Source organism: Pseudomonas sp. WS 5503 (genome assembly GCF_012985385.1).
In the GTDB taxonomy this organism is placed as follows: Bacteria; Pseudomonadota; Gammaproteobacteria; order Pseudomonadales; family Pseudomonadaceae; genus Aquipseudomonas; species Aquipseudomonas paracarnis.
The window spans coordinates 1-22,952 of the sequence record NZ_JAAQWI010000001.1; the positions used below are offsets into that span (position 1 = coordinate 1).

22 protein-coding genes are annotated in these 22,952 nt (G+C 59.5%); 15 read left to right on the forward strand and 7 right to left on the reverse strand.

Annotated features, from left to right (window positions below):
- Positions 1-607 precede the first annotated feature (607 nt).
- The 4 genes from rhtA to HBO10_RS00020 all read left to right on the forward strand — a co-directional run bounded on the left by rhtA (position 608) and on the right by HBO10_RS00020 (position 3,395).
- Complete coding sequence (gene rhtA / locus HBO10_RS00005; RefSeq protein ID WP_034127259.1) at positions 608-1,495, forward strand: threonine/homoserine exporter RhtA; 888 nt, start codon at positions 608-610, stop codon at positions 1,493-1,495.
- A gap of 163 nt (positions 1,496-1,658) precedes the next feature.
- Positions 1,659-1,940 (forward strand): hypothetical protein, encoded by a 282-nt coding sequence (locus HBO10_RS00010; protein WP_003190182.1) that lies wholly within the window; start codon positions 1,659-1,661, stop codon positions 1,938-1,940.
- Between the two features lie 98 nt (positions 1,941-2,038).
- On the forward strand, positions 2,039-2,770 hold the full coding sequence (locus tag HBO10_RS00015; RefSeq protein WP_034127258.1) for an SDR family oxidoreductase: 732 nt from the start codon (positions 2,039-2,041) through the stop codon (positions 2,768-2,770).
- A gap of 34 nt (positions 2,771-2,804) precedes the next feature.
- A complete protein-coding gene (locus tag HBO10_RS00020; protein ID WP_034127257.1) occupies positions 2,805-3,395 on the forward strand; it encodes a 2-hydroxychromene-2-carboxylate isomerase in 591 nt (196 codons plus the stop codon).
- A gap of 37 nt (positions 3,396-3,432) precedes the next feature.
- Here HBO10_RS00020 and HBO10_RS00025 read toward each other — a convergent pair whose 3' ends face one another.
- The 5 genes from HBO10_RS00025 to HBO10_RS00045 all read right to left on the reverse strand — a co-directional run bounded on the left by HBO10_RS00025 (position 3,433) and on the right by HBO10_RS00045 (position 12,792).
- Positions 3,433-5,241 (reverse strand): aminopeptidase P family protein, encoded by a 1,809-nt coding sequence (locus HBO10_RS00025; protein WP_034127256.1) that lies wholly within the window; start codon positions 5,239-5,241, stop codon positions 3,433-3,435.
- A 49-nt stretch (positions 5,242-5,290) separates the two neighbouring features.
- Positions 5,291-6,451, reverse strand: coding sequence for an aminotransferase class V-fold PLP-dependent enzyme (locus tag HBO10_RS00030; protein WP_034127255.1), 1,161 nt, complete (start codon positions 6,449-6,451; stop codon positions 5,291-5,293).
- Positions 6,452-6,687: 236 nt separating this feature from the next.
- Entirely contained in the window at positions 6,688-8,058 is a 1,371-nt protein-coding gene (locus HBO10_RS00035; protein ID WP_034127254.1) for a DUF1552 domain-containing protein, read from the reverse strand.
- Positions 8,059-8,060: 2 nt separating this feature from the next.
- Positions 8,061-12,191, reverse strand: a complete 4,131-nt coding sequence (locus HBO10_RS00040) for a DUF1592 domain-containing protein (protein ID WP_230633847.1) — start codon at positions 12,189-12,191, stop codon at positions 8,061-8,063.
- Between the two features lie 331 nt (positions 12,192-12,522).
- Positions 12,523-12,792, reverse strand: a complete 270-nt coding sequence (locus HBO10_RS00045) for a hypothetical protein (protein WP_034127253.1) — start codon at positions 12,790-12,792, stop codon at positions 12,523-12,525.
- A gap of 263 nt (positions 12,793-13,055) precedes the next feature.
- Here HBO10_RS00045 and HBO10_RS00050 point away from each other — a divergent pair, with 263 nt between their 5' ends.
- A complete protein-coding gene (locus HBO10_RS00050; protein WP_034127252.1) occupies positions 13,056-14,159 on the forward strand; it encodes a sigma-54 dependent transcriptional regulator in 1,104 nt (367 codons plus the stop codon).
- Here HBO10_RS00050 and HBO10_RS00055 read toward each other — a convergent pair.
- Positions 14,148-14,513 carry an antibiotic biosynthesis monooxygenase gene (locus HBO10_RS00055; protein WP_034127271.1) on the reverse strand — a complete coding sequence of 122 codons (366 nt, stop codon included), beginning with the start codon at positions 14,511-14,513 and terminating at the stop codon, positions 14,148-14,150. The genes HBO10_RS00050 and HBO10_RS00055 overlap by 12 nt on opposite strands.
- Before the next feature lie 100 nt (positions 14,514-14,613).
- Between HBO10_RS00055 and soxR the strand changes: the two genes are divergently transcribed.
- The 10 genes from soxR (at position 14,614) to HBO10_RS00105 (ending at position 22,035) form a co-directional block, all read left to right on the forward strand.
- On the forward strand, positions 14,614-15,063 hold the full coding sequence (gene soxR, locus HBO10_RS00060) for a redox-sensitive transcriptional activator SoxR (protein ID WP_034127251.1): 450 nt from the start codon (positions 14,614-14,616) through the stop codon (positions 15,061-15,063).
- 84 nt (positions 15,064-15,147) lie between these two features.
- Positions 15,148-15,606: a VOC family protein gene (locus tag HBO10_RS00065; protein ID WP_034127250.1), complete on the forward strand. Its 459-nt coding sequence runs from the start codon at positions 15,148-15,150 to the stop codon at positions 15,604-15,606.
- A 284-nt stretch (positions 15,607-15,890) separates the two neighbouring features.
- Positions 15,891-17,093: a PepSY domain-containing protein gene (locus HBO10_RS00070; protein WP_034127249.1), complete on the forward strand. Its 1,203-nt coding sequence runs from the start codon at positions 15,891-15,893 to the stop codon at positions 17,091-17,093.
- Positions 17,090-17,626, forward strand: a complete 537-nt coding sequence (locus HBO10_RS00075) for a hypothetical protein (RefSeq protein ID WP_019817260.1) — start codon at positions 17,090-17,092, stop codon at positions 17,624-17,626. The genes HBO10_RS00070 and HBO10_RS00075 overlap by 4 nt, the downstream gene beginning before the upstream one ends.
- Positions 17,623-17,946: a hypothetical protein gene (locus HBO10_RS00080; RefSeq protein ID WP_034127248.1), complete on the forward strand. Its 324-nt coding sequence runs from the start codon at positions 17,623-17,625 to the stop codon at positions 17,944-17,946. Before HBO10_RS00075 ends, HBO10_RS00080 begins: the two co-directional genes overlap by 4 nt.
- Positions 17,943-18,503, forward strand: a complete 561-nt coding sequence (locus HBO10_RS00085; protein WP_014717807.1) for a DUF6162 family protein — start codon at positions 17,943-17,945, stop codon at positions 18,501-18,503. The genes HBO10_RS00080 and HBO10_RS00085 overlap by 4 nt, the downstream gene beginning before the upstream one ends.
- 19 nt (positions 18,504-18,522) lie before the next feature.
- Positions 18,523-19,443 carry a metal ABC transporter substrate-binding protein gene (locus HBO10_RS00090; protein ID WP_034127247.1) on the forward strand — a complete coding sequence of 307 codons (921 nt, stop codon included), beginning with the start codon at positions 18,523-18,525 and terminating at the stop codon, positions 19,441-19,443.
- Entirely contained in the window at positions 19,440-20,186 is a 747-nt protein-coding gene (locus HBO10_RS00095) for a metal ABC transporter ATP-binding protein (protein WP_034127246.1), read from the forward strand. Before HBO10_RS00090 ends, HBO10_RS00095 begins: the two co-directional genes overlap by 4 nt.
- Positions 20,183-21,082: a metal ABC transporter permease gene (locus HBO10_RS00100; protein WP_032901932.1), complete on the forward strand. Its 900-nt coding sequence runs from the start codon at positions 20,183-20,185 to the stop codon at positions 21,080-21,082. Before HBO10_RS00095 ends, HBO10_RS00100 begins: the two co-directional genes overlap by 4 nt.
- Positions 21,082-22,035, forward strand: coding sequence for a zinc ABC transporter substrate-binding protein (locus tag HBO10_RS00105; RefSeq protein ID WP_034127245.1), 954 nt, complete (start codon positions 21,082-21,084; stop codon positions 22,033-22,035). Before HBO10_RS00100 ends, HBO10_RS00105 begins: the two co-directional genes overlap by 1 nt.
- Positions 22,036-22,181: 146 nt before the next feature.
- Here the strand turns inward: HBO10_RS00105 and HBO10_RS00110 are convergent, their stop codons facing one another.
- Positions 22,182-22,895, reverse strand: coding sequence for a UTRA domain-containing protein (locus HBO10_RS00110; protein WP_003190151.1), 714 nt, complete (start codon positions 22,893-22,895; stop codon positions 22,182-22,184).
- Between the last annotated feature and the right edge of the window lie 57 nt (positions 22,896-22,952).

The following is a 22,952-nucleotide window of genomic DNA, read 5'->3' on the forward strand; positions in this document are numbered from 1 at the left end:
GCTCAGCAATCGTTGGTTACATCTTTGATTTCTCGCGGAGTAACTTGTGATGCTGATAATCTTGTTGACTATCAGTCTGACTCCACAAGCACCCACACGAATTGCTTGATTCAGTTGTTAAAGAGCGATTGGTTAAGATCTTTCGTCTCAACCGAGGCGCGCATTCTACAGCAGCCTCATTTGCTGTCAAGTGGTTATTTTCAGAAGTTTTCGAATATTTCTTCAACAACTTCAACCACTTGCGCTTGCGATCTCTCGTAAGCGGGAGGCGAATTCTACAGCGTTACACGCTGCTGTCAACACCTCTTTTTCAACTTCCTTTTGGCTTCGATAAACTGAAGCAACTTGCTGTCGAGAACTGCGTAACTCATTGTTTACCAAGGAGTTTTCCGTTTCGACTGCGCCGGAAGTGGGGCGAATTATAGGCTTCCAGAATCTGTCGTCAACACAATTATTCGGTTTTTCTATCAAATACCTCAAAAACCCGATATTCCCACTATATAGATAGCTACAAGTCAGTACTTGAGCAATATATTGCTCATTCACTGACAGGCAAGCATCATAGCGCCACGTATTTATCGATCATGACTTCGGAAGAACTACCGCAATGACCACTCCACCTCGCAGCCTGGCAACCGCATTGTTTCCGATCGGCCTGCTATTGATCGCCATGGCGTCCATCCAATCCGGCGCGTCATTGGCCAAAAGCATGTTTCCTATTGTTGGCGCACAAGGCACCACTGCTCTGCGTTTGATTTTCGCCAGTGTGATCATGCTGGTGCTATTACGCCCATGGCGCGCCACGCTGACAGCCAAGTCCTTGCGCACGGTGATCATTTACGGGATGGCGCTGGGCGGCATGAACTTCCTCTTCTATATGTCCCTTCGCACCGTACCGCTGGGGATTGCCGTAGCACTCGAATTCACAGGCCCGCTTGCCGTCGCTATCTATGCCTCGCGCCGAGCTGTCGACTTCCTGTGGATTGCCCTGGCTATCATCGGCCTGCTGCTGTTGATTCCGACGGGCGAGGCCAGTAGCGGTATCGACTGGGTCGGCGCGGCGTACGCACTGGGCGCAGGCGGATGCTGGGCCTTGTATATTTTGTTCGGCCAAAAGGCTGGGAACGATAATGGTGTTCAGACCGCCGCACTCGGCGTAATGATTGCCGCCCTGTTCGTCGCACCGATCGGCATCGTGCATGCGGGCGCCGCGCTGCTGACGCCGGCCCTGATCCCTATCGCCATTGGCGTCGCGATTCTGTCCACCGCCTTGCCCTACACCTTGGAGATGGTCGCACTGACTCGCCTCCCTGCTCGCACCTTCGGCACGCTCATGAGCATCGAACCGGCGTTCGGCGCCCTCTCCGGCCTGCTCTTTCTGCATGAGCACTTATCCCTGGCCCAATGGCTGGCCATCACCTGCATTATCCTGGCTTCCGTAGGCGCCACGTTGACGATGCGCAACGAATCCAAACCACTGGTGCCTGCCGACTGATCACATTTAAAGCCAGCTCTGGTATTTGCCGCTCATTTAGGCCATGTTTAGTCCGTAACCGAATGTCATTCATGGAGAATTTCGACACGGACAGCATGAACGCTTCGCTCGAGAGCGAGTAAAGCGGCTCTGTTATTTTGCAGGGCGGCTATTAAGGATGGGAATGAAACGAATTTTGATACTGTTGCTGGTTGTGGGCATCGCTGGCTGTGCTGCAACCACAAAAACAGAAGTGAAACGGGGTAAAAAAGGGCTGCATATCAACTGTTCGGGCCTGTCCTCCTCCTGGGACCAGTGCTACACCAGTGCAGCCAATTCATGCGGTGCCAAGGGCTACCGGGTGATAGCCAAATCCGGCGACAACTCCGAGGAGCCTGGGGACTATCCCTTCGGCCTCAACCCTGCCGGCTATACCAGCCGCAGTATGATCGTCATCTGCAAATAGCTGCCCGAGCAGTCTTTCCTGACTGCTCATCTTAAATTCCGGCCAATTGCGGCACGAAGGCTAAACTCCTGCTCGATCATCGAGCCAATGGAGTTCCCATGCCGCACAACAAGAAAATCGTATTAGTAGTGGGTGCCGGTGACGCGACCGGCGGCGCCATAGCCAAACGCTTTGCCCGCGAAGGCTACATCGCCTGCGTTACCCGTCGCAGCGCCGACAAACTGCAGCCCCTGGTAGAAAGCATTCAATTGGCAGGCGGTGAAGCCCATGGTTTTGCCTGTGATGCCCGCAAAGAAGAAGACGTGATCGCACTGGTCGAGCAAATCGAAACCGAGCTGGGGCCTATTGAAGCGTTCGTCTTCAACATCGGCGCCAATGTGCCTTGCAGCATTCTGGAAGAAACCGCACGCAAGTACTTCAAAATCTGGGAGATGGCGTGCTTCTCCGGCTTCCTGAACGCACGAGAAGTCGCCAAGCGCATGGTCACGCGTAACCGCGGCACTATCCTGTTCACCGGCGCCACCGCCGGCTTGCGCGGAAGCGCGGGGTTTGCCGCCTTCGCTGGCGCCAAGCATGGGATACGCGCGCTGGCACAAAGCATGGCGCGGGAGTTAGGCCCGATGAACATCCATGTCGCCCATGTGGTGGTCGACGGTGCCATCGATACCGACTTCATTCGCGAGAACTTCCCGCAAAAATACCTCCTAAAGGATCAGGACGCCCTCCTCAACCCGGACCATATTGCCGACAACTACTGGTTCCTGCATCGCCAGCCACGGGACGCCTGGACGTTCGAACTAGACCTGCGTCCCTGGAACGAAACCTGGTGACTACCTCTATAACAATAAGTCGTGAGTACAGACCATGAGTAAAACCCTGGAGTTCTTCTTTGATCTCGGCAGCCCCGCCACTTACCTGGCCTATACCCAGTTGCCAGCGCTGTGCGCCAAAACGGGCGCACAGGTGGTGTATCAACCGATGCTGTTGGGCGGTGTATTCAAGGCCACGGGCAATGCCTCGCCGATCATGGTACCCGCCAAGGGTCGCTACATGCTCGATGACCTGACGCGTTACGCCAAACGCTACAACGTGCCGCTCAGGTTCAACCCACACTTTCCCATCAATACCTTGGTGCTGATGCGCGCCGTCACCGGCATTCAAATCCACCAGCCTGAGCGCTTCCTCGACTTCATCGACTGCCTGTTCCGCGCACTCTGGGTGGAGGGCCGTCACCTGGGCGACCCAGAGGTCGTGGCCAATGTGCTCACCGAACAGGGGTTCGATCCCGAGCAGGTACTGGCCCTGTCCAATGATGCAGCCGTCAAGGACGCTCTCAAGGACAAAACCGAACAAGCCATTAAGCGCGGCGTGTTCGGCGCTCCCAGTTTCTTTGTAGGAAACCAGCTGTTCTTCGGCCAGGACCGTCTGGACTTTGTACGTGAAGCCCTCAGCTAGATGTTGACTGCAGCCGAAATGCCTTGGCCGCAACCGATCAAATCGCCGCAGTGCGCACCTGCAACCATTCAAGCGCTGCACCCTTGAGCAGCGGGCTCAAACGCTCAAGCACCTGGGCGTGATACGCGTTGAACCATTCGCGCTCATCCGCCGTCAGCAACGACGGCTCCAGGCAGCGGGTATCAATCGGGCACAGGGTCAGGGTTTCGAACTTGAGAAATTCGCCAAACTCGGTCTTGCCCGCTTCACGGTTCAACACCAGGTTCTCAATGCGCACGCCCCAACGGCCAGGGCGATAAGTACCCGGCTCAATTGAAGTGATCATCCCTGGCTGCATCGCCGTTTGTGGCGCCGCAGCAGCCTGATAAGCAATGACCTGCGGGCCTTCATGCACGTTGAGGAAATAACCTACGCCATGGCCTGTGCCGTGACCGTAGTCGACGCCTTCTGCCCAGATCGGCGCACGGGCAATGGCATCCAGCAACGGTGAAAGAATGCCCTTGGGGAACTGCGCACGGGACAGAGCAATCACGCCCTTGAGCACGCGCGTGCAATCGCGTTTCTGCTCCTCACTCGGTGTACCGACAGGCACCATCCGCGTGATGTCCGTGGTTCCGCCCAGGTACTGGCCGCCGGAGTCGATCAACAGCAAGCCATCACCTTCGATCAGCGCATGCTCTTCTTCGGTGGCGTGGTAATGCGGCATCGCGCCGTTGGCGTTGAAGGCGGCAATGGTGTTGAAACTCAGCGATACATAGCCTGGGCGGCGGGTACGTGCAGCGGTCAGGTGTTCGTCAATCGTCAGTTCGGTAATGCGCTCGCGACCCAGGGCGCTGTCGAGCCAGGCAAAGAATTCGCACAGCGCCGCACCATCCTGCTCCATGGCTTGGCGGATATGTTCCGCATCCGCCAGGCTCTTGCGGGATTTGGCCAGTGTGGTGGGGTTGAGGCTTTCAACCAGCTTGACGCCCGCGTCGAGGTTTTCCAGCAAGCCGGCGGTGACGCGGGCGGGGTCTACTTGCAAGCTTGCGCACGCCGGTACCGCTCGCAGCGCTTGCGCCACCTCGCTGTAATCACGCAGGGTCACGCCATCCTGCTCAAGCACCGCCCGCAGTTGCGCATCGACCTTGCCCAACGCCACAAACAAAGTGGCCTGTTGCTGATTGATCAACGCAAAGGACACAAACACCGGATTGAACGACACATCAGCGCCGCGCAGGTTGAATAGCCAGGCGATGTCATCCAGCGTCGCGATGAAATGCCAATCGGCGCCCTTGTCTTTCAAACTGGCACGCAAGGCTGCCAGTTTCTCGCCACGACTGACGGTGGCTTGGGGCGGCAGGTGCTGATAGATCGGCTGGTTCGGCAACGCCGGGCGGTCTTGCCAGACTTCATCGAGCACATCGATATCGGTACGCAGACGCGCGCCACGCTCGGCCAACTTGCCACCCAGGGTACGTGCCGAGGCCACGGCCATGACCGCACCGTCCACTGCCACCACGCCACCCTCAGGGGTTTGCTCGGCCAGCCACTCCAGCGGACCGGGCTGACCCGGTTGCAGCTTCACCAACTCGATACCGCTGCCCTTGAGCTCCTTGGTCGCCTGTTCCCAATAACGGCTATCCGCCCAGACCCCGGCGAACTCCGCCGTGACGATCAGGGTGCCCACCGAACCATGAAACCCGGACAACCACTGGCGCCCTTGCCAGTAACCCGGCAAATACTCGGACAAGTGCGGGTCCGCCGACGGCACCAGCAGGGCGTGAATGCCTTCGCGGCGCATCAGTTCACGGGTATGCGCCAAGCGCTGGGGAACCGTTCCATGGGTCAAAGGCTGCGTACTCATTGTGTCTCCTGCTAACCACTAATAATTGTTATGTATTGCAAATGAAGTATCAGACAGCCCAGAACGCTGGTGCGCTGGCCTGTACCGTCTTGATCAATTGCACAGCGTCGTCGATATCCCGCTCGGTGGTGAACCGGCCCAGGCTCAAGCGAATAGTGCGACCAGCGCTGCGGGCATCATGCCCCAGGGCCACCAGGACGTGGGACGGTGCATTGCTAGCCGAATTGCACGCTGAAGTCGCCGAAAAGGCAATGCCCGCACTCAAGGCGGCAGCGTTGAATTCGCCTTCGCTGAAGGTCAGGCTGAGGGTGTGGGGAATACGCTGGGTTGGGCTGCCATTGAGGCGTACTCCGGGAATCGACGCCAACTGCTCCAACAAACGTTCACGCAAGGCCACGATCTGCGCCTTTTCCTCAGCAAAGTACGCCGCCGCCAGAGCGAACGCCGTGCCCATGCCCGCAATCTGATGCGTCGCCAGGGTGCCCGAACGCAAGCCACCTTCGTGGCCGCCGCCATGAATCTGCGCCAACACTTTCTGTTGCGCACGAGGCCCAACGTACAGCGCGCCAATGCCTTTTGGGCCGTAGAGCTTGTGGGCGGAAAAAGACATCAAATCCACCGACCACTGCGCCAGGTCAATGGCAGCCTTGCCCGCCCCCTGTGCCGCGTCCACGTGAAACAGCGCGCCCTGCTCACGCACCCGCGCGCCGATAGCCGGAATGTCGTTAAGGGTGCCCAGTTCATTATTGACCAGCATCAAAGACACCAGGAAGGTGTCCTCACGCAATGCCTCACTGACAGCCTGAACGCTGATCAAGCCATCGGCATCGGGCACCAGATAGGTCACAGCCACGCCGGCTTCCTGCAACTGCCGCGCGGTGTCGAGTGTGGCTTTGTGCTCGATCTGGCTGGTGATGATATGCCCACCCGCCAGCCCTCGCGCCTGGGCCACCCCTTTGATCGCAAGGTTGTTGGACTCGGTGGCACCGGAAGTCCAGACAATTTGCTCAGGCTGGGCGCCGACCAATTCGGCTACCTGCCGTCGCGCCTGCTCAACCGTTTGCCGGGCCGCCTGGCCGAATGCATGGGAACTGGACGCAGGGTTGCCAAAATTGGCATTGAAACCCAGGCACTCGACCATCACCTGGATAACTCGCTCATCCACTGGCGTGGTGGCGGCATAGTCGAAATACAACGGACGTTTATTCATGGCGTAAAACTCGCAGAGCGTGTTCCCGAGAGCGGCGTCCCGGGGGCATCGAACAGAACAGAGGTCGTCAGGTTTAACTGATCGAGTGCCATTGAAGAAGAACCACGTGATGTAAATGTGCGTAGGAACGCTCCTGATTTTCAGCTTAACAGGCTCAAAGGCGATTAGGTGCAAATGCAAAAAGCCGAAAAATCCGCCTTACGGACTTTTCGGCTTTTAGTGCAGCGCCAGGCGACTCAAACGTTAGTAAACAACCCGCTCACCGGATCGATGTTTCCATTGTAGGGCACAACGGTTCCGGCTGCCCGGGCGATGGTGGCCCAGATTCGCTGCATATCGACCATTTTATTGCCAATGACCGGGTTGCCTTCTTGTTGACGATCACCCTGGGCCGTGATGTTGAAATAGCGTCCTGCGCCATCGCCGCTCTTCAACAACCCGCTGGCCCCGCCCATCAGTACCAGCGGCATATCCTTCGTATGCTCCGGGGCACCATCGGCCATCTCGCTGGTGAATACCACAAGCGTGTGTTCAAGCAGGCTGTCACCCGGCACATCGGGATCGGCATGCTTCGCCAACTCGTCCATGAACAACTTGGCTCGCTGGGTATACCACTGCCGGGATCGTTTCCATACGTCCAGCCCAGCATAACGATGGGCGCAGTCATGGGGGTTGGTCACATTACTGACGTCCAGGATATTGAGCGACTCCGCCGAGCGCCCGACTTGAATCGTCGCTACACGCGTGATGCCACACCCCAGCGCTGTGGCAACCACCTGATGGTGGTGATGCTGTACCTGGTTACGAAATTCCGCAGATTTGAACGGCAACGTGTCCATCTGCAAAGGCGAACATTCGCCAATGGGTGGCAGAGTTTCTTCCATGTCTTTCATGACCTGCTCAACCGAATCAAGCTGCATATCGAGCTTCTGCTTTTGCGCCCCCGCAAGCCTGCCTCGCAGCTCGTTGATATCCGCCAGCACCGGATCAAATACATGCATGTTTCGCACCTGCTGCTCGCGCACCTCACGACTGACCGCGCCAAAGATTTTCTCGTACATCAACACCGGGTCCTGCTCAGGCCTGCGCATTGCGCCGCCATTTTCCGGCCCTTCCCAGGATACCTGCCAGGCGGTCCCGTCAATGCCTGAATGCGGTCCGGCAAAAAGACTCCGCTGGGACGGATCGGTCCCCGGCATATGGCGGCCAAGCAACACATCAATCGACGCCATCTTCTTCTCACGGTCGCGCAACGCCCACGTCCAGCCGTTATGGCCTTCATTGCCAGGGCCCAGAATCGTGCCACGCAGGTACAAGGACTGTTCTTTATAGGCCGCAAGCTCCTGGCTGACCTCGTTGAGCTGGAAGTCGGAAGTGTCCAAAGCTTCGGCAGCGGGATGCCAGAGGCCTCGACCATCACTGGAATAGGCGGTTGCAGAGTCGACTGCCAGGCCATCAGGTACCACAAAGAAAACCACTTTTAACTTGGCCTGCTGGTTTTGCCCGGCCAAGGCCATGCGCGCCAGGCCACACTGGGTGAGCGGGCCGAACACACCCACCGCAGCCAGGCCGGCCAGAAAGCGACGACGACTTTTCAAGATATCCATGATCAATCCCTCTGCGTCTTGAATTGGAACGCGTTGGAGGTACCCAGCGTGCGCAGCATCCCTGGTAATGAGCCATTGCCCTTCAGCCCGTCGACCAATGCCTTGACCGTTGCGGAAGTGGACTCGTCGGATTTGTTGCCCGAAGCGAAACGGAAATAGCTATCCGCCATGCAGAACAGAGACGCCGAGTTGTGCGCGATCAGCTTGGAAATACCGCGCACATCGTCGATAGGCACCGCGCCATCAACCCCAATGAACGGACCGGACGCTTTGATCGGCAACTGCACAGGGAACTGCGCGTAGTTGTAGGCAGGCTCTTGCTGGCGATAGCGCCCGGCAGCGTCGTAATGCTCCATCGATGCGCCGGTGTCGTTCATGTACTGATGGCACTGCCAGCAACGCCCTCCCGAAGCCTGCTCACCATTAATCAGGTCCCAGCGTTCACGGGTACTGATCGCACGCGCAGGGTAGGCCGGCTCTGTGGGCTCGGCTTCGACCGGTGCCCCAAACTCCCGGCAGAAAAGCTGCTCGCGAATGGCAATGCCGCGCTTGACCAGTGAGGTGACCTGATAGTCAGAGGTAGAGGCCTGGAAAAGCCCCAAGTGCAACAAGCCACCCCGTTTCTCATCCACGGCGACTTTGTGCAGCGTGTCACCGGTTACGCCGCCGATACCGTAGTGTTCGGCCAGAGCCTTGTTGAGGAACGTCACACCGGGGTTGAACAGCTCGTCCAACGTCCCCTTGCCGTCGAGCATCACGTGACGAGTCAACAGGGCCTGCTCCTGGGTCATCAACTGGATCATCTGCGCGCTCAGGCCGGGCTTCTCCTGCACCCCGCGCTGAGTCTTGATGTAGTAACTGATGAACCGATTGAACTGCTCAAGCCCGCGCTCACTGCGCATCATCCGGTCTATTTCTGCGCTGATTTGCTGCACTGTCTGCAACTCGTTGCGCTCTGCCTTGGCCAGCAGTTGCGCGTCCGGAGTGGTGCCTTGATAGGTGTAGGACAATGCAGTTGCGGTCTCATAAGGGGTCAGTTTGTAGACCTCGGCCTGCCGTGCGACAGCCTGGCCCAACTCCGAGCGATACAGGAAGTTGGGCGACAACAGCAGCGCAGCGATCAGCGCCCGCTCTCCGTGCTCATCCAACACCGCCTGATAACGCGACAACTCAGACGGGCTCAAAGGGCGGCGGAACACTTGATAACCCAGGGCACTGACCTCAAGGGTACCGGCAGTGGATTTGAAGCGTTTTACACGTTGAGGTGCCACCTGCTCGGCGATCGACACCGCCATGCCATACAGCTGCTTGATGTCTTCAGCCTGCAGCAGCCCTTTGCTGGCTTCACCTGGGAACTTGAAGTCTTTCTCGGATTTATCTGCCGGCAGCTTCTGGGTATTGACCTCCACGCCGAGTATGTCTTTGACACTGGCCGCGTATTCATCGCGCGTCAGCAAGCGCAACTGCCGCTTGCCGTGAGCCTCGTTCGGGCTCAGGTAGGGCGCCCACACCACCTCAAACAAATGCTTGCTGATTTCGGTCGCACAGGTGGCGTCGCAATGCCCGGCCACTGGCATGCTCTGGATTTGCCGCACCAACGCATCCTGGCCGGCAGCGCTCCACACCACCGCCATGCCCAGGTTATTGAAAAACTCCACCGCATGGCATTTGGTGCAGGATTCGGCAAGCACTGTTTCGCCCAACTTCGGTTCATGACGGTAACTGATAGGTGCCAGTTGCTCGTCCTGGCTTTCCTCGTTGATACGCAGCACTACCTGTTCCGGCTGTGGCAGTTCCTGTGGGTAAAAGGGATAGATGACCTCGTAATCCCCATAGTCCAGAAGCTCGGTGACACTTTCGCCCCAAGGCACCTGCACCACTTTGGGCTCGGTGCTCGTAGAGCCCTTGAGCTTGAGGGTGAAATGCCAAGTGGGATCCGTTACCGACGCAGGCTTGGAAGGCGCCAACACCGTGATGTTGACATCCAGCTTGATCGGCCGCTCACGGTACTGCATGTTCAACACGTGCTTGTTGTCGTCGGCAGACAAGGTAAGTGAAGTATTGCGCGTCTGTGGAATCCAGTTTTTCACATCATTGAGCCGAACCTGGTAAGTCCCGTAGGGCAAACCCTTGAGCACCAATGCGGCATAACTGTCAGCAGGGTTGAAGGATGCATGGAACTGGCGGGTATTACCGCCCGGCGCAATCAGCGTGCCACTGATCATCTCATTCTCCAGCTCAGGTGCCGGTGCGAGCGCCGGCCGCAGGGTCAACTCTGTGTTCGGCAACCCTGCTGGGTCATAACTGACGCGATAAATCACCCCGGCGACGTCATCGGAGATCAGCAGGCTGTTGTCCGGTAGCGCCAGGAAGTCAGCCGGCCGACCAATGCAGGAGTCGTCCAGGCAATACACATCGAAACGCAGGGGGTCTTGGATAAACCCATTGATCAACGGGATCTGATTGACCACTCGCGTTCCGTCCTGGATCGAGACGAGTCGCACATCCATACCCGGCCGCTCGGCCGTGCCCGCCCCATGCACGGCAACCAACATGTTCTGCGAACGTGTGCGAGCCGGGTAACCACTCCAGAACTTCAGCCCCAGAGGTGCGGTGTTGGTACCCAGCTCGAAGGCGGCAGGCACGTAGTCTTTCGGGTCGATCTGCTGCCGGGACTTATCGGAAACAATCGCTCCCTGAACCAAGGGCGGCTGGATCACCGCCGGGTTGCCAAACTCCTCATCGGTGAAACCCGGCGTGCCTTTGCCAAACAGATAGGGCACACCGAAGTGCTGGTTTGGGCCGCTGATGCGGTTGATTTCGTCGGGGTTGGGGTAGCCCTGGCGGTTGTTGTCGGTGAACCAGATTTCACCGGTCTGCGGGTTCCAGTCGAACCCCACAGAGTTGCGCACCCCTTTTGCAAGAATCTGCGCTTTACCGGTCACGGTGTCATAACGCAGTAACGTGCCGTAACGCGGGTCAGGCGGGATCATGCACAAGTTGCAAGGAATGCCGACGGCGGTGTACAGGCCAGTGTCGGCGGGGTCCAACGGGTTGAAATGCAAAGGGTGCTTCATATGCCAGAAGCGAGTGCTGGAGCCAGACGCCACGGAAGGCAGAGGAAATGGCGCATCGTCGGCGGGGAATTTGAACACCCGCTCAGGCGAAGGATCCTTGTAATGCGCATCGGCATCGCGCAAACGATAGAGGCCGCCAGTGGTCGAGTAGTACAAATCACCGTCGCGATACACCACACCGTGCGGCTCCTCCAACCCGCTGGCAATCACGTAGATGCCGGTGGGTTTGCCGGCATTGTCCAGGGGCAAGGCATAGATCATATCGGCGATTTTCCCGTCATAGACGTAGGATGGAATCGCACTGGAGCCCACATAGAGCACGTCCTTGCCCATCGCCATCTGCCGAGGCTGTATCAGCCCCTGGGCAAACAATTCAATCTTGACCCCTGGCAGGCCGCTGAGCCTGCCCACCTGCACCGGTGGCCGATACTTCAGGGTGACCGCCTGTTCCTCACCCTCCTCTCGCTGGAAGGAAACGATACGCGGTGTGTTCAAGGGCACAAACCCACCAGCGGGGTTCATCACCAGTTGGTAGTCGCAGGCCTTCAGGTTATCGAGGTGAATGGTTTCGCCGGACTTGGCACTGATCGGGATCTCCTCGGCTTTGCAGCGCAATACGCCAGTGACTACCTGATCGGCCCGCGCCACGCCCGGGGTTGGCTGGCTGATCGGCCCCCGGCCGCTTAACGTGCTGAAGTTCAGGGTCAGACGGTTACCCTGGAAGCCACCGCATTCCCCCAGATCCTTCCAGGCATCACCCCAAATCTCGACACCATGAGAGGATGGCTGCCCGGGGTTGTAATCGGACTGGTTGCACCATTGCCAACTGCCCGGCCCGTGCGGCGACTTGTCAGTGTCTTTCCAACATTCAAACTCGTGGGTTTTGTCCTGCTGGTTTTTGTTCTGCACCTGGTCGCCTTGTCCGTAGACGGTCCCAGCTTGGTAGGCAGGTGCCGTACAGGCCGCCGCCGAAACCTGCACACTCAGCAACGCGAAGAACACGCCAGGCAAACCCCAACCACAGCGCGAAACAAGCAAGCCCCACCCGATCGACATCCTCATGATCACCAGCCTCAATGGCAGGCCAGGCGTATTTCTATCGAAGAAAGACTGCGCAGTTTTACGATCCCGTCAGAAAGCACCCGGCACGGAGTCACGCGCCGCGAACGGCTGACGCAACCCGAAGTACATTCAATTTGGAATGTCTTGCAATGCTATTCCACAGCGAAACTACGACATGGCACGAAGCCAAAGAGACAGGAAAAATCAGACACTCGACTCAACCATCCGCCTGCATCATGCAGCCGTGATGCGTTGCTAAGGCTAAGTTCTAGCCGACAGATATCAGCTCGTCAAACCGGAAGACGTACCTGTCGTCACCCGGTTCTCAACTCGCACGGCCGCTGCGCTGTGCAGCGCGCTGTGCGTTCATTTCAGCCTGCTGATCAAAGCCAAAGGTTTTCTGTGGCTGGCCAGTCAGGGCAGCACGCTGCTGTTGGTATTCATCAAATGACAACCCGCGACGACTCAACGCTTCCAACGCCAACTGTTTGGTTTCTTCTGCCGTGTAAGGGCGCATCTCAGGCGATGGGTGAGACGCGCACCCGGCGAGAACAGAGATGACAGACAGTAACGAAATAGCGAGTAGACGGTTCATGGCGGCGGTCCTGCTGGGGAGGTTTCGAGTCAATGAACACAGGCTACTCCCGCCCCCCTGCCATGAAAAATCAACGCCCGTGATAGTCGCTATCAACCGTTACAGCACGTACGATAGCGCGACTCACATATTCATTTTTGTTCTATAAGTATTTGAATACATTCATTTACGGAATAAAACCAACCCTTTATAAGTGGCGTCACGTAGCCCGACTGTTCGCCACGCAACGGTCGCCCTGGCGACAGCCCTTCAACGAGGTGCCCATGCAGTTGTTGACTCTACCGCCCTCCCCCACACTCGCGACCTCGATCCGCGCCACCGCTCAGGTCTTTGAAGACCCTAAATCCCAGGCCTTGCTCAACCACATCCAGCAAGTGGCGCCCAGCGACGCAAGCGTGTTGATCATCGGCGAAACCGGTACCGGCAAAGAGCTGGTGGCGCGCCATATCCACAACCTCAGCGCACGGCGCAACCGGCCGTTCGTGGCGGTGAACTGTGGGGCATTCTCCGAATCCCTGGTGGAAGCCGAGCTGTTCGGCCATGACAAAGGTGCCTTTACCGGCGCCCTGAGTGCCAAGGCTGGCTGGTTCGAAGAGGCCGACGGCGGGACCTTGTTCCTCGATGAGATCGGCGATCTGCCAATAGCAATCCAGGTCAAACTGTTGCGGGTATTGCAGGAGCGTGAAGTCGTACGCCTGGGCTCGCGCAAAAGCATTGCGATTGATGTGCGCGTGCTCGCCGCGACCAACGTACAACTGGAAAAGGCCATCAACGCCGGGCATTTCCGCGAAGACCTCTACTACCGTCTCGGCGTGGTCGGCCTGGAACTCAGCCCACTGCGCGAGCGCCCTGGCGATATCCTGCCGCTGACCTGGCACTTTATCGAAGTCTACAGTCGGCGCCTGGGCTACGGCCCCATCACCATCAGCCGTGAGGCCGAGCACAAGCTCAAGAGCTACAGCTGGCCAGGCAACATCCGCGAATTGGAAAACGTCATCCATCACACCCTACTGATCTGTCACAAGGGCGTGATAGGGCGCGACGATTTGCGCCTGTCGAACATACGTATCGAGCGCCAGGACGACAACCCGCATCACATTGGTAACAGCGCCGAAGCCTTGCTGGCGCGGGCGTTTCAAACGCTGTTCGAGGAACAGACCGGCGCCCTGCATGAAAAGGTCGAAGACGCACTCTTACGTGCGGCCTACCGCTTCAGCCATTACAACCAGGTGCATACCGCCAACCTGCTGGGCCTGAGCCGCAACGTCACGCGCTCGCGCTTGATCAAGCTCGGCGAGCTGGCGGTGAACAAACGTCGACCTGGCGAAAACGTGCAGGGCGGGCGGATGCTGCATTTATCCATTTAGGCGACAGTGCAGCGCGTTGTCATGGCTGCGCTCAAAGCTTTGCAGCACCTGGAACGAACCGAAGGTCACCGCCGTTGCCTGGTGGGCGCGAATCAGCGTCCAGAAATCTTCGCCGCGCTGCTCGAAGAACTTGAACGCCGCCTCGCCATCTGCGCGCGACTGCCATTGCAAGTAATTGAGCACCCGCCGGCCGTCCTCGCTGACCTGCACGCTGGCACTCAGAAAACCATCGTGGCCCTCGGCCAGTCGTTCGCTTTGAGTGGACAAGGCCGCCACCAGGGCATCTTGCTGCTGGGGGTTGATCTGAAACTCGATCAATTGAGTGAAGCCGCGACACTTCTCCGATACCTGCATGAACACTCCCCTCTCTTTGTAGGCAGAATCTTGCGATTCGATGCCACGCAGGGTAAAACCTCTAGTTAAGTCGAGGTCAAGCACTGTTTGGGAGATGTTCATGCTCAATAAGGAACTCAGCGTCGGGCAACTCGCTGCTCGCAGCGGCGTAGCGGTTACTGCCCTGCACTTCTACGAGGCAAAAGGGCTGATCAAGAGCAATCGCAATGCAGGTAACCAGCGGCGTTATCCACGGGATGTATTGCGGCGCGTAGTGGTGATCAAGATCGCCCAGCGCCTGGGCATTCCGCTGGCTACCATTGGTGAGGCATTACGCACCTTGCCCGATGAGCGCGCACCCAATGTTCACGACTGGGAGCGCCTATCGGCGTTGTGGCGTGAAGATCTGGATGAGCGCATCAACAAACTGGTGCTGCTGCGCGACAAGCTCAATGGCTGCATCGGTTGCGGGTGCTTATCGATGGAGGCGTGCCCGTTGCGCAATCAGGACGATAAGCTCGCTGAGTATGGGCCGGGCGCCCAACTGCTGGAGCCCACCACACCGCCTTGATAAAAGCACCTCGTCGGTTGCCCGCAGGCCACGCATTACGTGGCCTATAGTGAAATGTTCATACCTCGACTCAGGGAGAATGTCATGAACGTTAAAGCTATTCCCGACGGTTATCACAGCCTCACACCTTATATGGGCATCGACAAAGCGGGCGAGGCCATCGAGTTCTACAAAAAAGCCTTGGGCGCCACGCAAGTCATGCGCCTGGACATGCCCGACGGCAGGGTGGGTCATGCCGAACTGCGGATTGGTGATTCGTCGCTGATGCTCGGTACGCCCTGCGATCAAATGGCCCTGCGCAATCCGGATGAGCACACCAGCATTGGTCTGCATCTGTATGTGGAAGATGTGGATGCACAATTTCAACGAGCGGTTGATGCCGGCGCCACCGTGGTGTCCGAGCCGAAGGATCAGTTTTATGGCGACCGCTCTGCGAGCGTGAAAGATCCGTTCGGTCATCTCTGGTTCCTGGCCACACACAAGGAAGACCTCACCGAGGAGCAGATACGCCAGCGCGCCATGGAGTTGTTCAAGCAAGGCTGATAGTTGCAACGCAATACACACCCCATCTGGGATTTGGCTTGCCTGCGGTGCAGACGACTCGGTGCATCCGTTGGATCGAGTCGATGTCATCGCAGGCAAGCCAGTTCCCACGGGGTTACGCCATACACCCTGAATGCAATCCTGAAACATTTTCTTTCATATCCGCCTTAGGGATTTCTCATTCTCATCCGTCTTAACTTAGATACAGCCTGTCGCGTCAGCAAAAGCTACGACTGGCCTTTTCCGGGCCTCCATCGCCCCCTCCGATCAAGACCCTCATTCATATGTCGAAGAAGTCACGCTCCAAACTCTGGTTTCTCGTTCATAGCTGGCTGGCGTTGCCCATCTGGTTCTTTGTGCTGATCGTCTGCGTCACCGGCACGCTGGCCGTGGTGAGCCAGGAAATCGTGTGGTTGGCCAACCCGGATATCCGCGCCAGCAAGCCGTCGGATGAAGCCCAGCCGTTGAGCTTTGACCAGGTGATAGCGGCCATCAAGCGCGATGAACCCAAGGCTATCGTCCAGTCCATTATCCGCCCGGATGAGTCGCACTTCGCGCTAAGCGTCGGCCTCAGCTACCCGGATGGGCGCTCCGTGGAGGTGTATGCCAACCCCTACACCGGCGCGATCCAGGGCATCAGCCCCTCGTTCAACTTCCAGCAATTCACCCGCGCCCTGCATGGCTGGTGGCTGGTACCGTTCACCAATGGGTACAGTTGGGGCTGGTACCTGGTGTCCGCGCTCGGCTTGCCGCTGCTCGCCTCGTTGGTCACCGGCCTGGTGGTGTACAAGCGCTTCTGGAAAGGCTTCCTTCGTCCTACCCTGCGCATCCGCCATGGCGCGCGAATCTTCTGGGGCGACTTTCACCGCCTGAGCGGCATCTGGTCGATCTGGTTTATCGCGGTCATTTCAATCACTGGCACCTGGTTCCTGATCGAGGCTGTCCTGGGCGACAACCAGATATCCATTTCCAGTGAACCCATCGTGCCAGTGATCGCACGGGATAAGGTGCCGCTGTCGGCGCCGGGCGTGCCAGCACCGATGATCCCTATCGACAAGGCGATCGACATCGCCGCCGAGCGAATCCCCGGCCTGGACGCCAGCTTTGTGTTCATGCCAAGCAACGCCTACAGCCACCTGCAGATCGGCGGGCGTGGCTGGTACCCGTTGATGTTCCAGACCGCACAGCTGAACCCCTATGATGGTGAAATCGCGGTCTCCAACCTGTTGTCCGACCGTACCCCGCTGGAATTCGTCACCGAGTCGATGCGCCCACTGCACACCGGGGACTTTGGCGGTTTGTGGATCAAGCTGATCTGGGCATTCTTCGGCCTGGTGCTGAGCATGATGGTATTGAGCGGCTTGCTGATCTGGACCAAGCGCACCGCCCTGGCCACCCTCAACGCCCTCAAGCGCGAGGCCAAGACGCAACGTCAGCACGTGCCCATCCCGGCCATGCACGCCGACACCTCGGAGGCTCAGCGATGAGCAAGGTCGCAACCGTACCCCCGTCCCCGCTGCGCGCCTTTTGGCTGAAATGGCGTTTCCATATCAACATCCTGCTGTTGCTGGTGCCGCTGGGGTTCATGCCCAAATACTTTGCCGACGCCGCGTTGTTTCGCGGGGATACCGGCATCGGCGAGCGCGTGGCCGGGCAAGTGCAAGTCGGCCCCTGGAGCCTGACGCTGGCCGAGTTTCGCAACGAAGGCCCGAGCCCGAACCCGGCTGGCCCGATGAAGTTCTTCAACGCTGCCCTGTGCGATACCTGTGCCGAGCAGGTCAAGGCCACTTACCTGCGTATCGGCAAACCCCGCAGCCTGCGCGCCGCCGGAGTGATCTTCTTCGGCACGCCGTACCGTATGGGCGCCGCCCTGCCGATCCCCGAACGCACCCCGGCGGACGCCGAAATATGGGTGACCATGGAAGGGTGGGACGGCAGCATGCACCAGGGTTCCATCCCGCTGAGCCAGGCCTCGCCTGCCACCATTGCCTGGCTGAACAAGCAAGGAGTCAAACCATGACGTTCAAGCGCTTCACCCGCGCCGCGCTGTTGCTGTGCGCCGGCCTGAGCACCGCCGCCTTTGCCCACAACCCGATGTGCGAATGCAAGGAAATCCCCGGCGAGCAGATCCAGTGCAAAGGCGGGTTCTCCGACGGCAGTGGCGCCCCCGGCGTTACCCTGGATGTGATCGGCTACGACGAAACCATCCTGGTGCCGGGCAAGCTCGGCGAGGATTCGACCCTGACCTTCAAGAAGCCCGCCGCCGAATTCTACGTGCTCTTCGATGCCGGCCCCGGCCACGTGGTGGAAATCGACCAAGCGGATATCCCGTCGCAATGAGTACCACACAGGTTGTACGCCCCGCCGGCGCGGGCCACGAAACCCTTTATGTGTTGCTGTTGTGTCTGATCATCCTCGCGGTGGCGGGCACGGTCGTGGCGCTGCATGGGGAAACCCAGGAAGTCGCGGCGGTGCCAAGCCATCAGCTGGACGCCCGCCGCGACCTGAGCGCCGCCGAGCAAGGCATCTACGCCGACCTGCGGGTGACCCTGGATGAAATCCACCTGTTGCAGCAGGAACACAGCGCCCTGCCGACGCCTGAGCAACTGGCCGAAGAAGGCTTCGCCCCCTTTGCCCAGGACGCTAGCTCAGTAAGCCGAGGCGGCCACCGCTGGCAGTTGCTGGCACCGGCTGCCTACCTGGGCTTGAGCCAGGCGCCGGCCACCAGCGGTTCGCTGCTGATGCGCGTGCAAGGCAGTGAGCCGGATATCTGGCTCAACCGCAGCGCCAACCTTGCCGCTCCATCCGACCTCACTGACCAGGCGCTGATCGCGGCCGGCTGGCAGCAGGTGGTCGCGCAATTCGATGCCGGCGTTACCCGCCAGCACCGTCACTGAACGAGAAGACCGATTGCCCATGTCTATGTCATCGTCCCTGTTGCGCCTGTTGCTGGTTGGCCTGTTCAGCCTGATGCTCGCCCCCCTTGCCAATGCCGAGGCGGCCAAGCGCCTGCGTATCGGCATTACCTTGCACCCCTATTACAGCTACGTGGCCAATATCGTGGGCGACAAGGCCGAAGTGGTGCCGCTGATTCCCGCCGGTTTCAACCCCCATGCCTACGAGCCGCGCGCCGAAGACATCAAGCGCATCGGCACCCTGGATGTGATCGTGCTCAACGGCGTCGGCCATGACGACTTCGCCGACCGTATGATCGCCACCAGCGAGCGCCCGGACATCCCGGTGATCGAAGCCAACGCCAACGTGCCGCTGCTCGCCGCTACCGGTAACGCGGCACGCGGTGCGGGCAAGGTGGTCAACCCGCACACCTTCCTGTCGATCAGCGCGTCGATTGCCCAGGTCAATAACATTGCCCGTGAGTTGGGCAAGCTCGACCCGGACAACGCCAAAACCTACACCCAGAACGCCCGCGCCTACGGCAAGCGCCTGCGCCAGATGCGCGCCGACGCCCTGGCCAAGCTGACCAGCGCGCCCAACCCCGACCTGCGCGTCGCCACCGTACACGCGGCCTACGACTACCTGTTGCGCGAGTTTGGCCTGGAGGTCACCGCCGTGGTCGAGCCGGCCCACGGTATCGAGCCAAGCCCCAGCCAACTGAAAAAGACCATCGATGAACTGCGTGCTCTGGATGTGAAAGTGATCTTCTCGGAGATGGATTTCCCGTCCACCTACGTCGATACCATCCAGCGTGAATCCGGGGTCAAGCTGTACCCGCTGTCGCATATTTCCTACGGCGAATACAGCGCCGAGAAGTACGAAGTGGAGATGACCGGCAACCTCAACACCGTGGTACGGGCGATTCAGGAGTCGGGAGCATGACCGCCGCACAGCAACTGAACCCCGTCAGCGTCGGCCCCACCCTGAACTTCGACCAGGTCTCGCTGACCCTGGGGCGCACCGTGATCCTTGATGGCGTGAGTTTCCAGGTACAACCGGGCAGCATCCATGCGCTGGTCGGCCCCAACGGCGGCGGCAAAAGCTCGCTGATCAAGACGCTGTTGGGGCAGACGCCGCACCAGGGGCGTTTGAGCCTGGAATGGCCAACCACACCCGGCACCATCGGTTACGTGCCCCAGGCGCTGGAATTTGACCGGGGCTTGCCGATGACTGTGGACGATTTCATGGCTGCCATGTGCCAGCGTCGCCCGGCGTTTCTGGGCCTGTCCAGGCATTACGCAGCAGCGATTGGCGATGCCCTTGAGCGCGTCGGCATGCAAGACAAGCGCAAGCGCCGCATGGGCGCGTTGTCCGGCGGTGAGCGCCAGCGCGTACTGCTGGCCCAGGGGCTGATTCCGGCGCCGCAGTTGCTGGTGCTGGATGAGCCGATGTCGGCCCTCGACGAGGCGGGTATCCAGGTGTTCGAACGGCTATTGAACGACTGGCGCCTGGCAGGGATTACGGTGCTGTGGATCGAGCACGACCTGGAGGCCGTTGGCCGCCTGGCCGACCGCGTCACCGGTCTGAACCGCCGCGTGCTGTTCGACGCCACACCGAAAGAGGCGCTGACCCCGGACCGCCTGCTCACTCTGTTCTCCACCCACCCTCGGAGCCCGGCACCATGAGTTATGAAGCCTTTCGCTTGATGGTCCAGGGCTGGGCCTCTGCCGGTTACCTGCCCGAAGCCCTGGCCTACGGGTTTGTGGTCAACGCCCTGCTCGCCGGCTTGCTGATCGGCCCGGTGCTGGGCGGCCTGGGCACGCTGGTGGTGGTCAAGCGCTTTGCGTTTTTCTCCGAAGCGGTCGGCCATGCCGCGCTGACCGGCGTGGCCGTGGGCATCCTGCTGGGCGAACCCTATACCGGGCCTTATGGCAGCCTGTTTGGCTACTGCCTGCTGTTCGGCATCCTGCTCAATTACCTGCGTAACCGCACCGGCCTGGCGCCCGATACCTTGATCGGCGTATTCCTGTCGGTGTCCCTGGCACTGGGGGCAAGCCTGCTGCTGATCCTGGCCGGCAAGATCAACGTGCACATTCTCGAGAACGTGCTGTTTGGCTCGGTGCTGACGGTCAACGGCAACGATCTGCTGGTACTGGCCATTGTCGGCTCGCTGGTGATGGCCCTGGCATTGCCGTTGTACAACCGCATCATGCTGGCCAGTTTCAACCCGCAATTGGCGGCAGTGCGCGGGGTGGCGGTGAAAAGCCTGGACTACCTGTTCGTGATCCTGGTGACCCTGATCACCGTTGCCGCGGTCAAGGTCATCGGCGCAATCCTGGTCGGCGCCTTGCTGGTGATTCCTGCCGCTGCGGCGCGCCTGTTGAGCCAGTCACTCAAAGGGTTTTTCTGGATCTCGGTGTTGATCGCTACCGTCAGCACCCTGTGCGGCATCCTGCTGCCGATCATCTTCGACCTGCCCATCCCATCCGGCGCCGCCATCATTCTGGTTGCCGGTATCGCCTTCGCCTTCGCCGCCATCGCCCGTGGCGTTGTGCCCAGCCTCAAAGGGAATCTTGGATAATGCACCCTGTCTTTCGCCCACTGGCCCTGGCCATCGCTTGCTTGCTGAGTACGTCGGCGCTGGCCGTCGACGGTTTCGACGCCAAGGACTTCAAAGTCAACCAGGGCCTCGGTCACGCAGCCCTGACCAAGACCAAGCAGCCGGTCAAGGTGCTGGCCTCGCTGCCGATTACCTACGGCTTGGCCGAGGCGCTGCTCAAAGGCACCAACGTAACGCTTGAACGCGCCGCGCCGGCCAATCTGCCGGGTTCGCGGCAGGTGTCCTACTTCACCGGCCGCGGTGCTGCGGCACTGAACAAGTTGGCGCTGGACGCCGACGCGGCCATCGGCCTGCGCTCGCTGTGGGCCGATGACCCGCTCTACCCCGTGGCGCGGCGCAGCAATATCCGCATCGTCGAAGTCGATGCCGCACGCCCGGTGGACGGGGGCTTGCCGGGTATCGCAGTACAACCGGGTGTCACCGATGGCTTGAACAGCCAACCCTGGCAATCGAGCAACAATATGGGGCGCATGGCCGACGTGATGGCCGCCGACCTGAGCCGCCTGGCGCCGGCTGCCAAACCCAGGATCGACGCTAACCTGGCCGCGCTCAAACAGCGTTTACTCAAGCTCACCGCCGACAGCGAGGCGCGCTTGGCCAAGGCCGACAACCTGAGTGTGCTCAGCTTGAGCGATCACTTCGCGTACCTGGTCAGCAGCCTGAACCTGGAAGTGCTCGGCACCGATGCACGGCCCGATGCCGAGTGGACGCCCGAGGCGCTGCAAAAACTCAGCAGCACGTTGAAGGACAACGATGTGGCCGTGGTGCTGCATCACCGTCAACCCAGCGATGCAGTCAAAACCGCCATCACTGCCGGCGGCTCCAGACTGTTGGTATTGAATGTGGACGGTGCCGACCCGGTGACGGAGTTGGAAACCAATGTGGACCAAGTGATCAAGGCACTCACACCCTAGGCAAGCCACCGATCCGTCAGAGATAAACTCGGTTCATTGTGGGAGCTGGCTTGCCTGCGATGGTATCGACTCGGTGCGCCTGATAAACCGAGGCGTCCGCATCGCAGGCAAGCCAGCTCCCACATGGGTTCGCGGTGCACCAGCCGCTACACCACATCCACACCCACATGAATCGCATCATGCCGCCAGAACTCCAGGTCACAGTCGATCAGGCGTTGATGCTGGTCGTAATTGACCCGGGCGATGCGCAAGCCCGGGCTGCCTACCGAGACCCGCAGCGCAGCGGCCGCTTCCACCGGCAGTGAGGTCGGCACAATCTCGAAGCGCACCCGCCCGTAGTGCAAGTCATATTTGCTGGCATACAGCTCAGTCATCGACTGATTCAAATCACACGCCAGGATTCCCGGAAAATACTGCGGGTTCAGATAGTGCTCCACATACAACACCAGGCGCCCGTCAATCCTGCGCCCCCGGCAAATCTGGATCACGCTCGACAACGCCGGCAACTGCAACCACGCGCACACTGCCGCCGACGCCGGTTGCAAGCGTGCTGAGATGACCTGCGTGGAAGCCTCACGCCCCTGGTCGCTGACCATCGCGTGAAAATGGCTGCGCTGCATCAGGTTATAGGCCAGCCGTGGCGGCGAGACGAACCAGCCCCGACGCTCTTCGCGGTAAATCTGCCCTTGGGCCTCAAGCTGTAACAAGGCTTCCCGCACGGTAATCCGAGTGGTACCAAACAACTCGCTGAGCTTGCGTTCGGCGGGCAGTTTGCTGGCAGGCGGCAACAGGCCATGGTCGATCTGCTCTTGCAGCGCCAGGCCGATGGAGGTTACCGCCTTGATTGCCTCATCACGCATCAACGTTACCTATCTGGACTAGACCAGCACCGTTCAGGTGCACAAAACGCGCTCTAT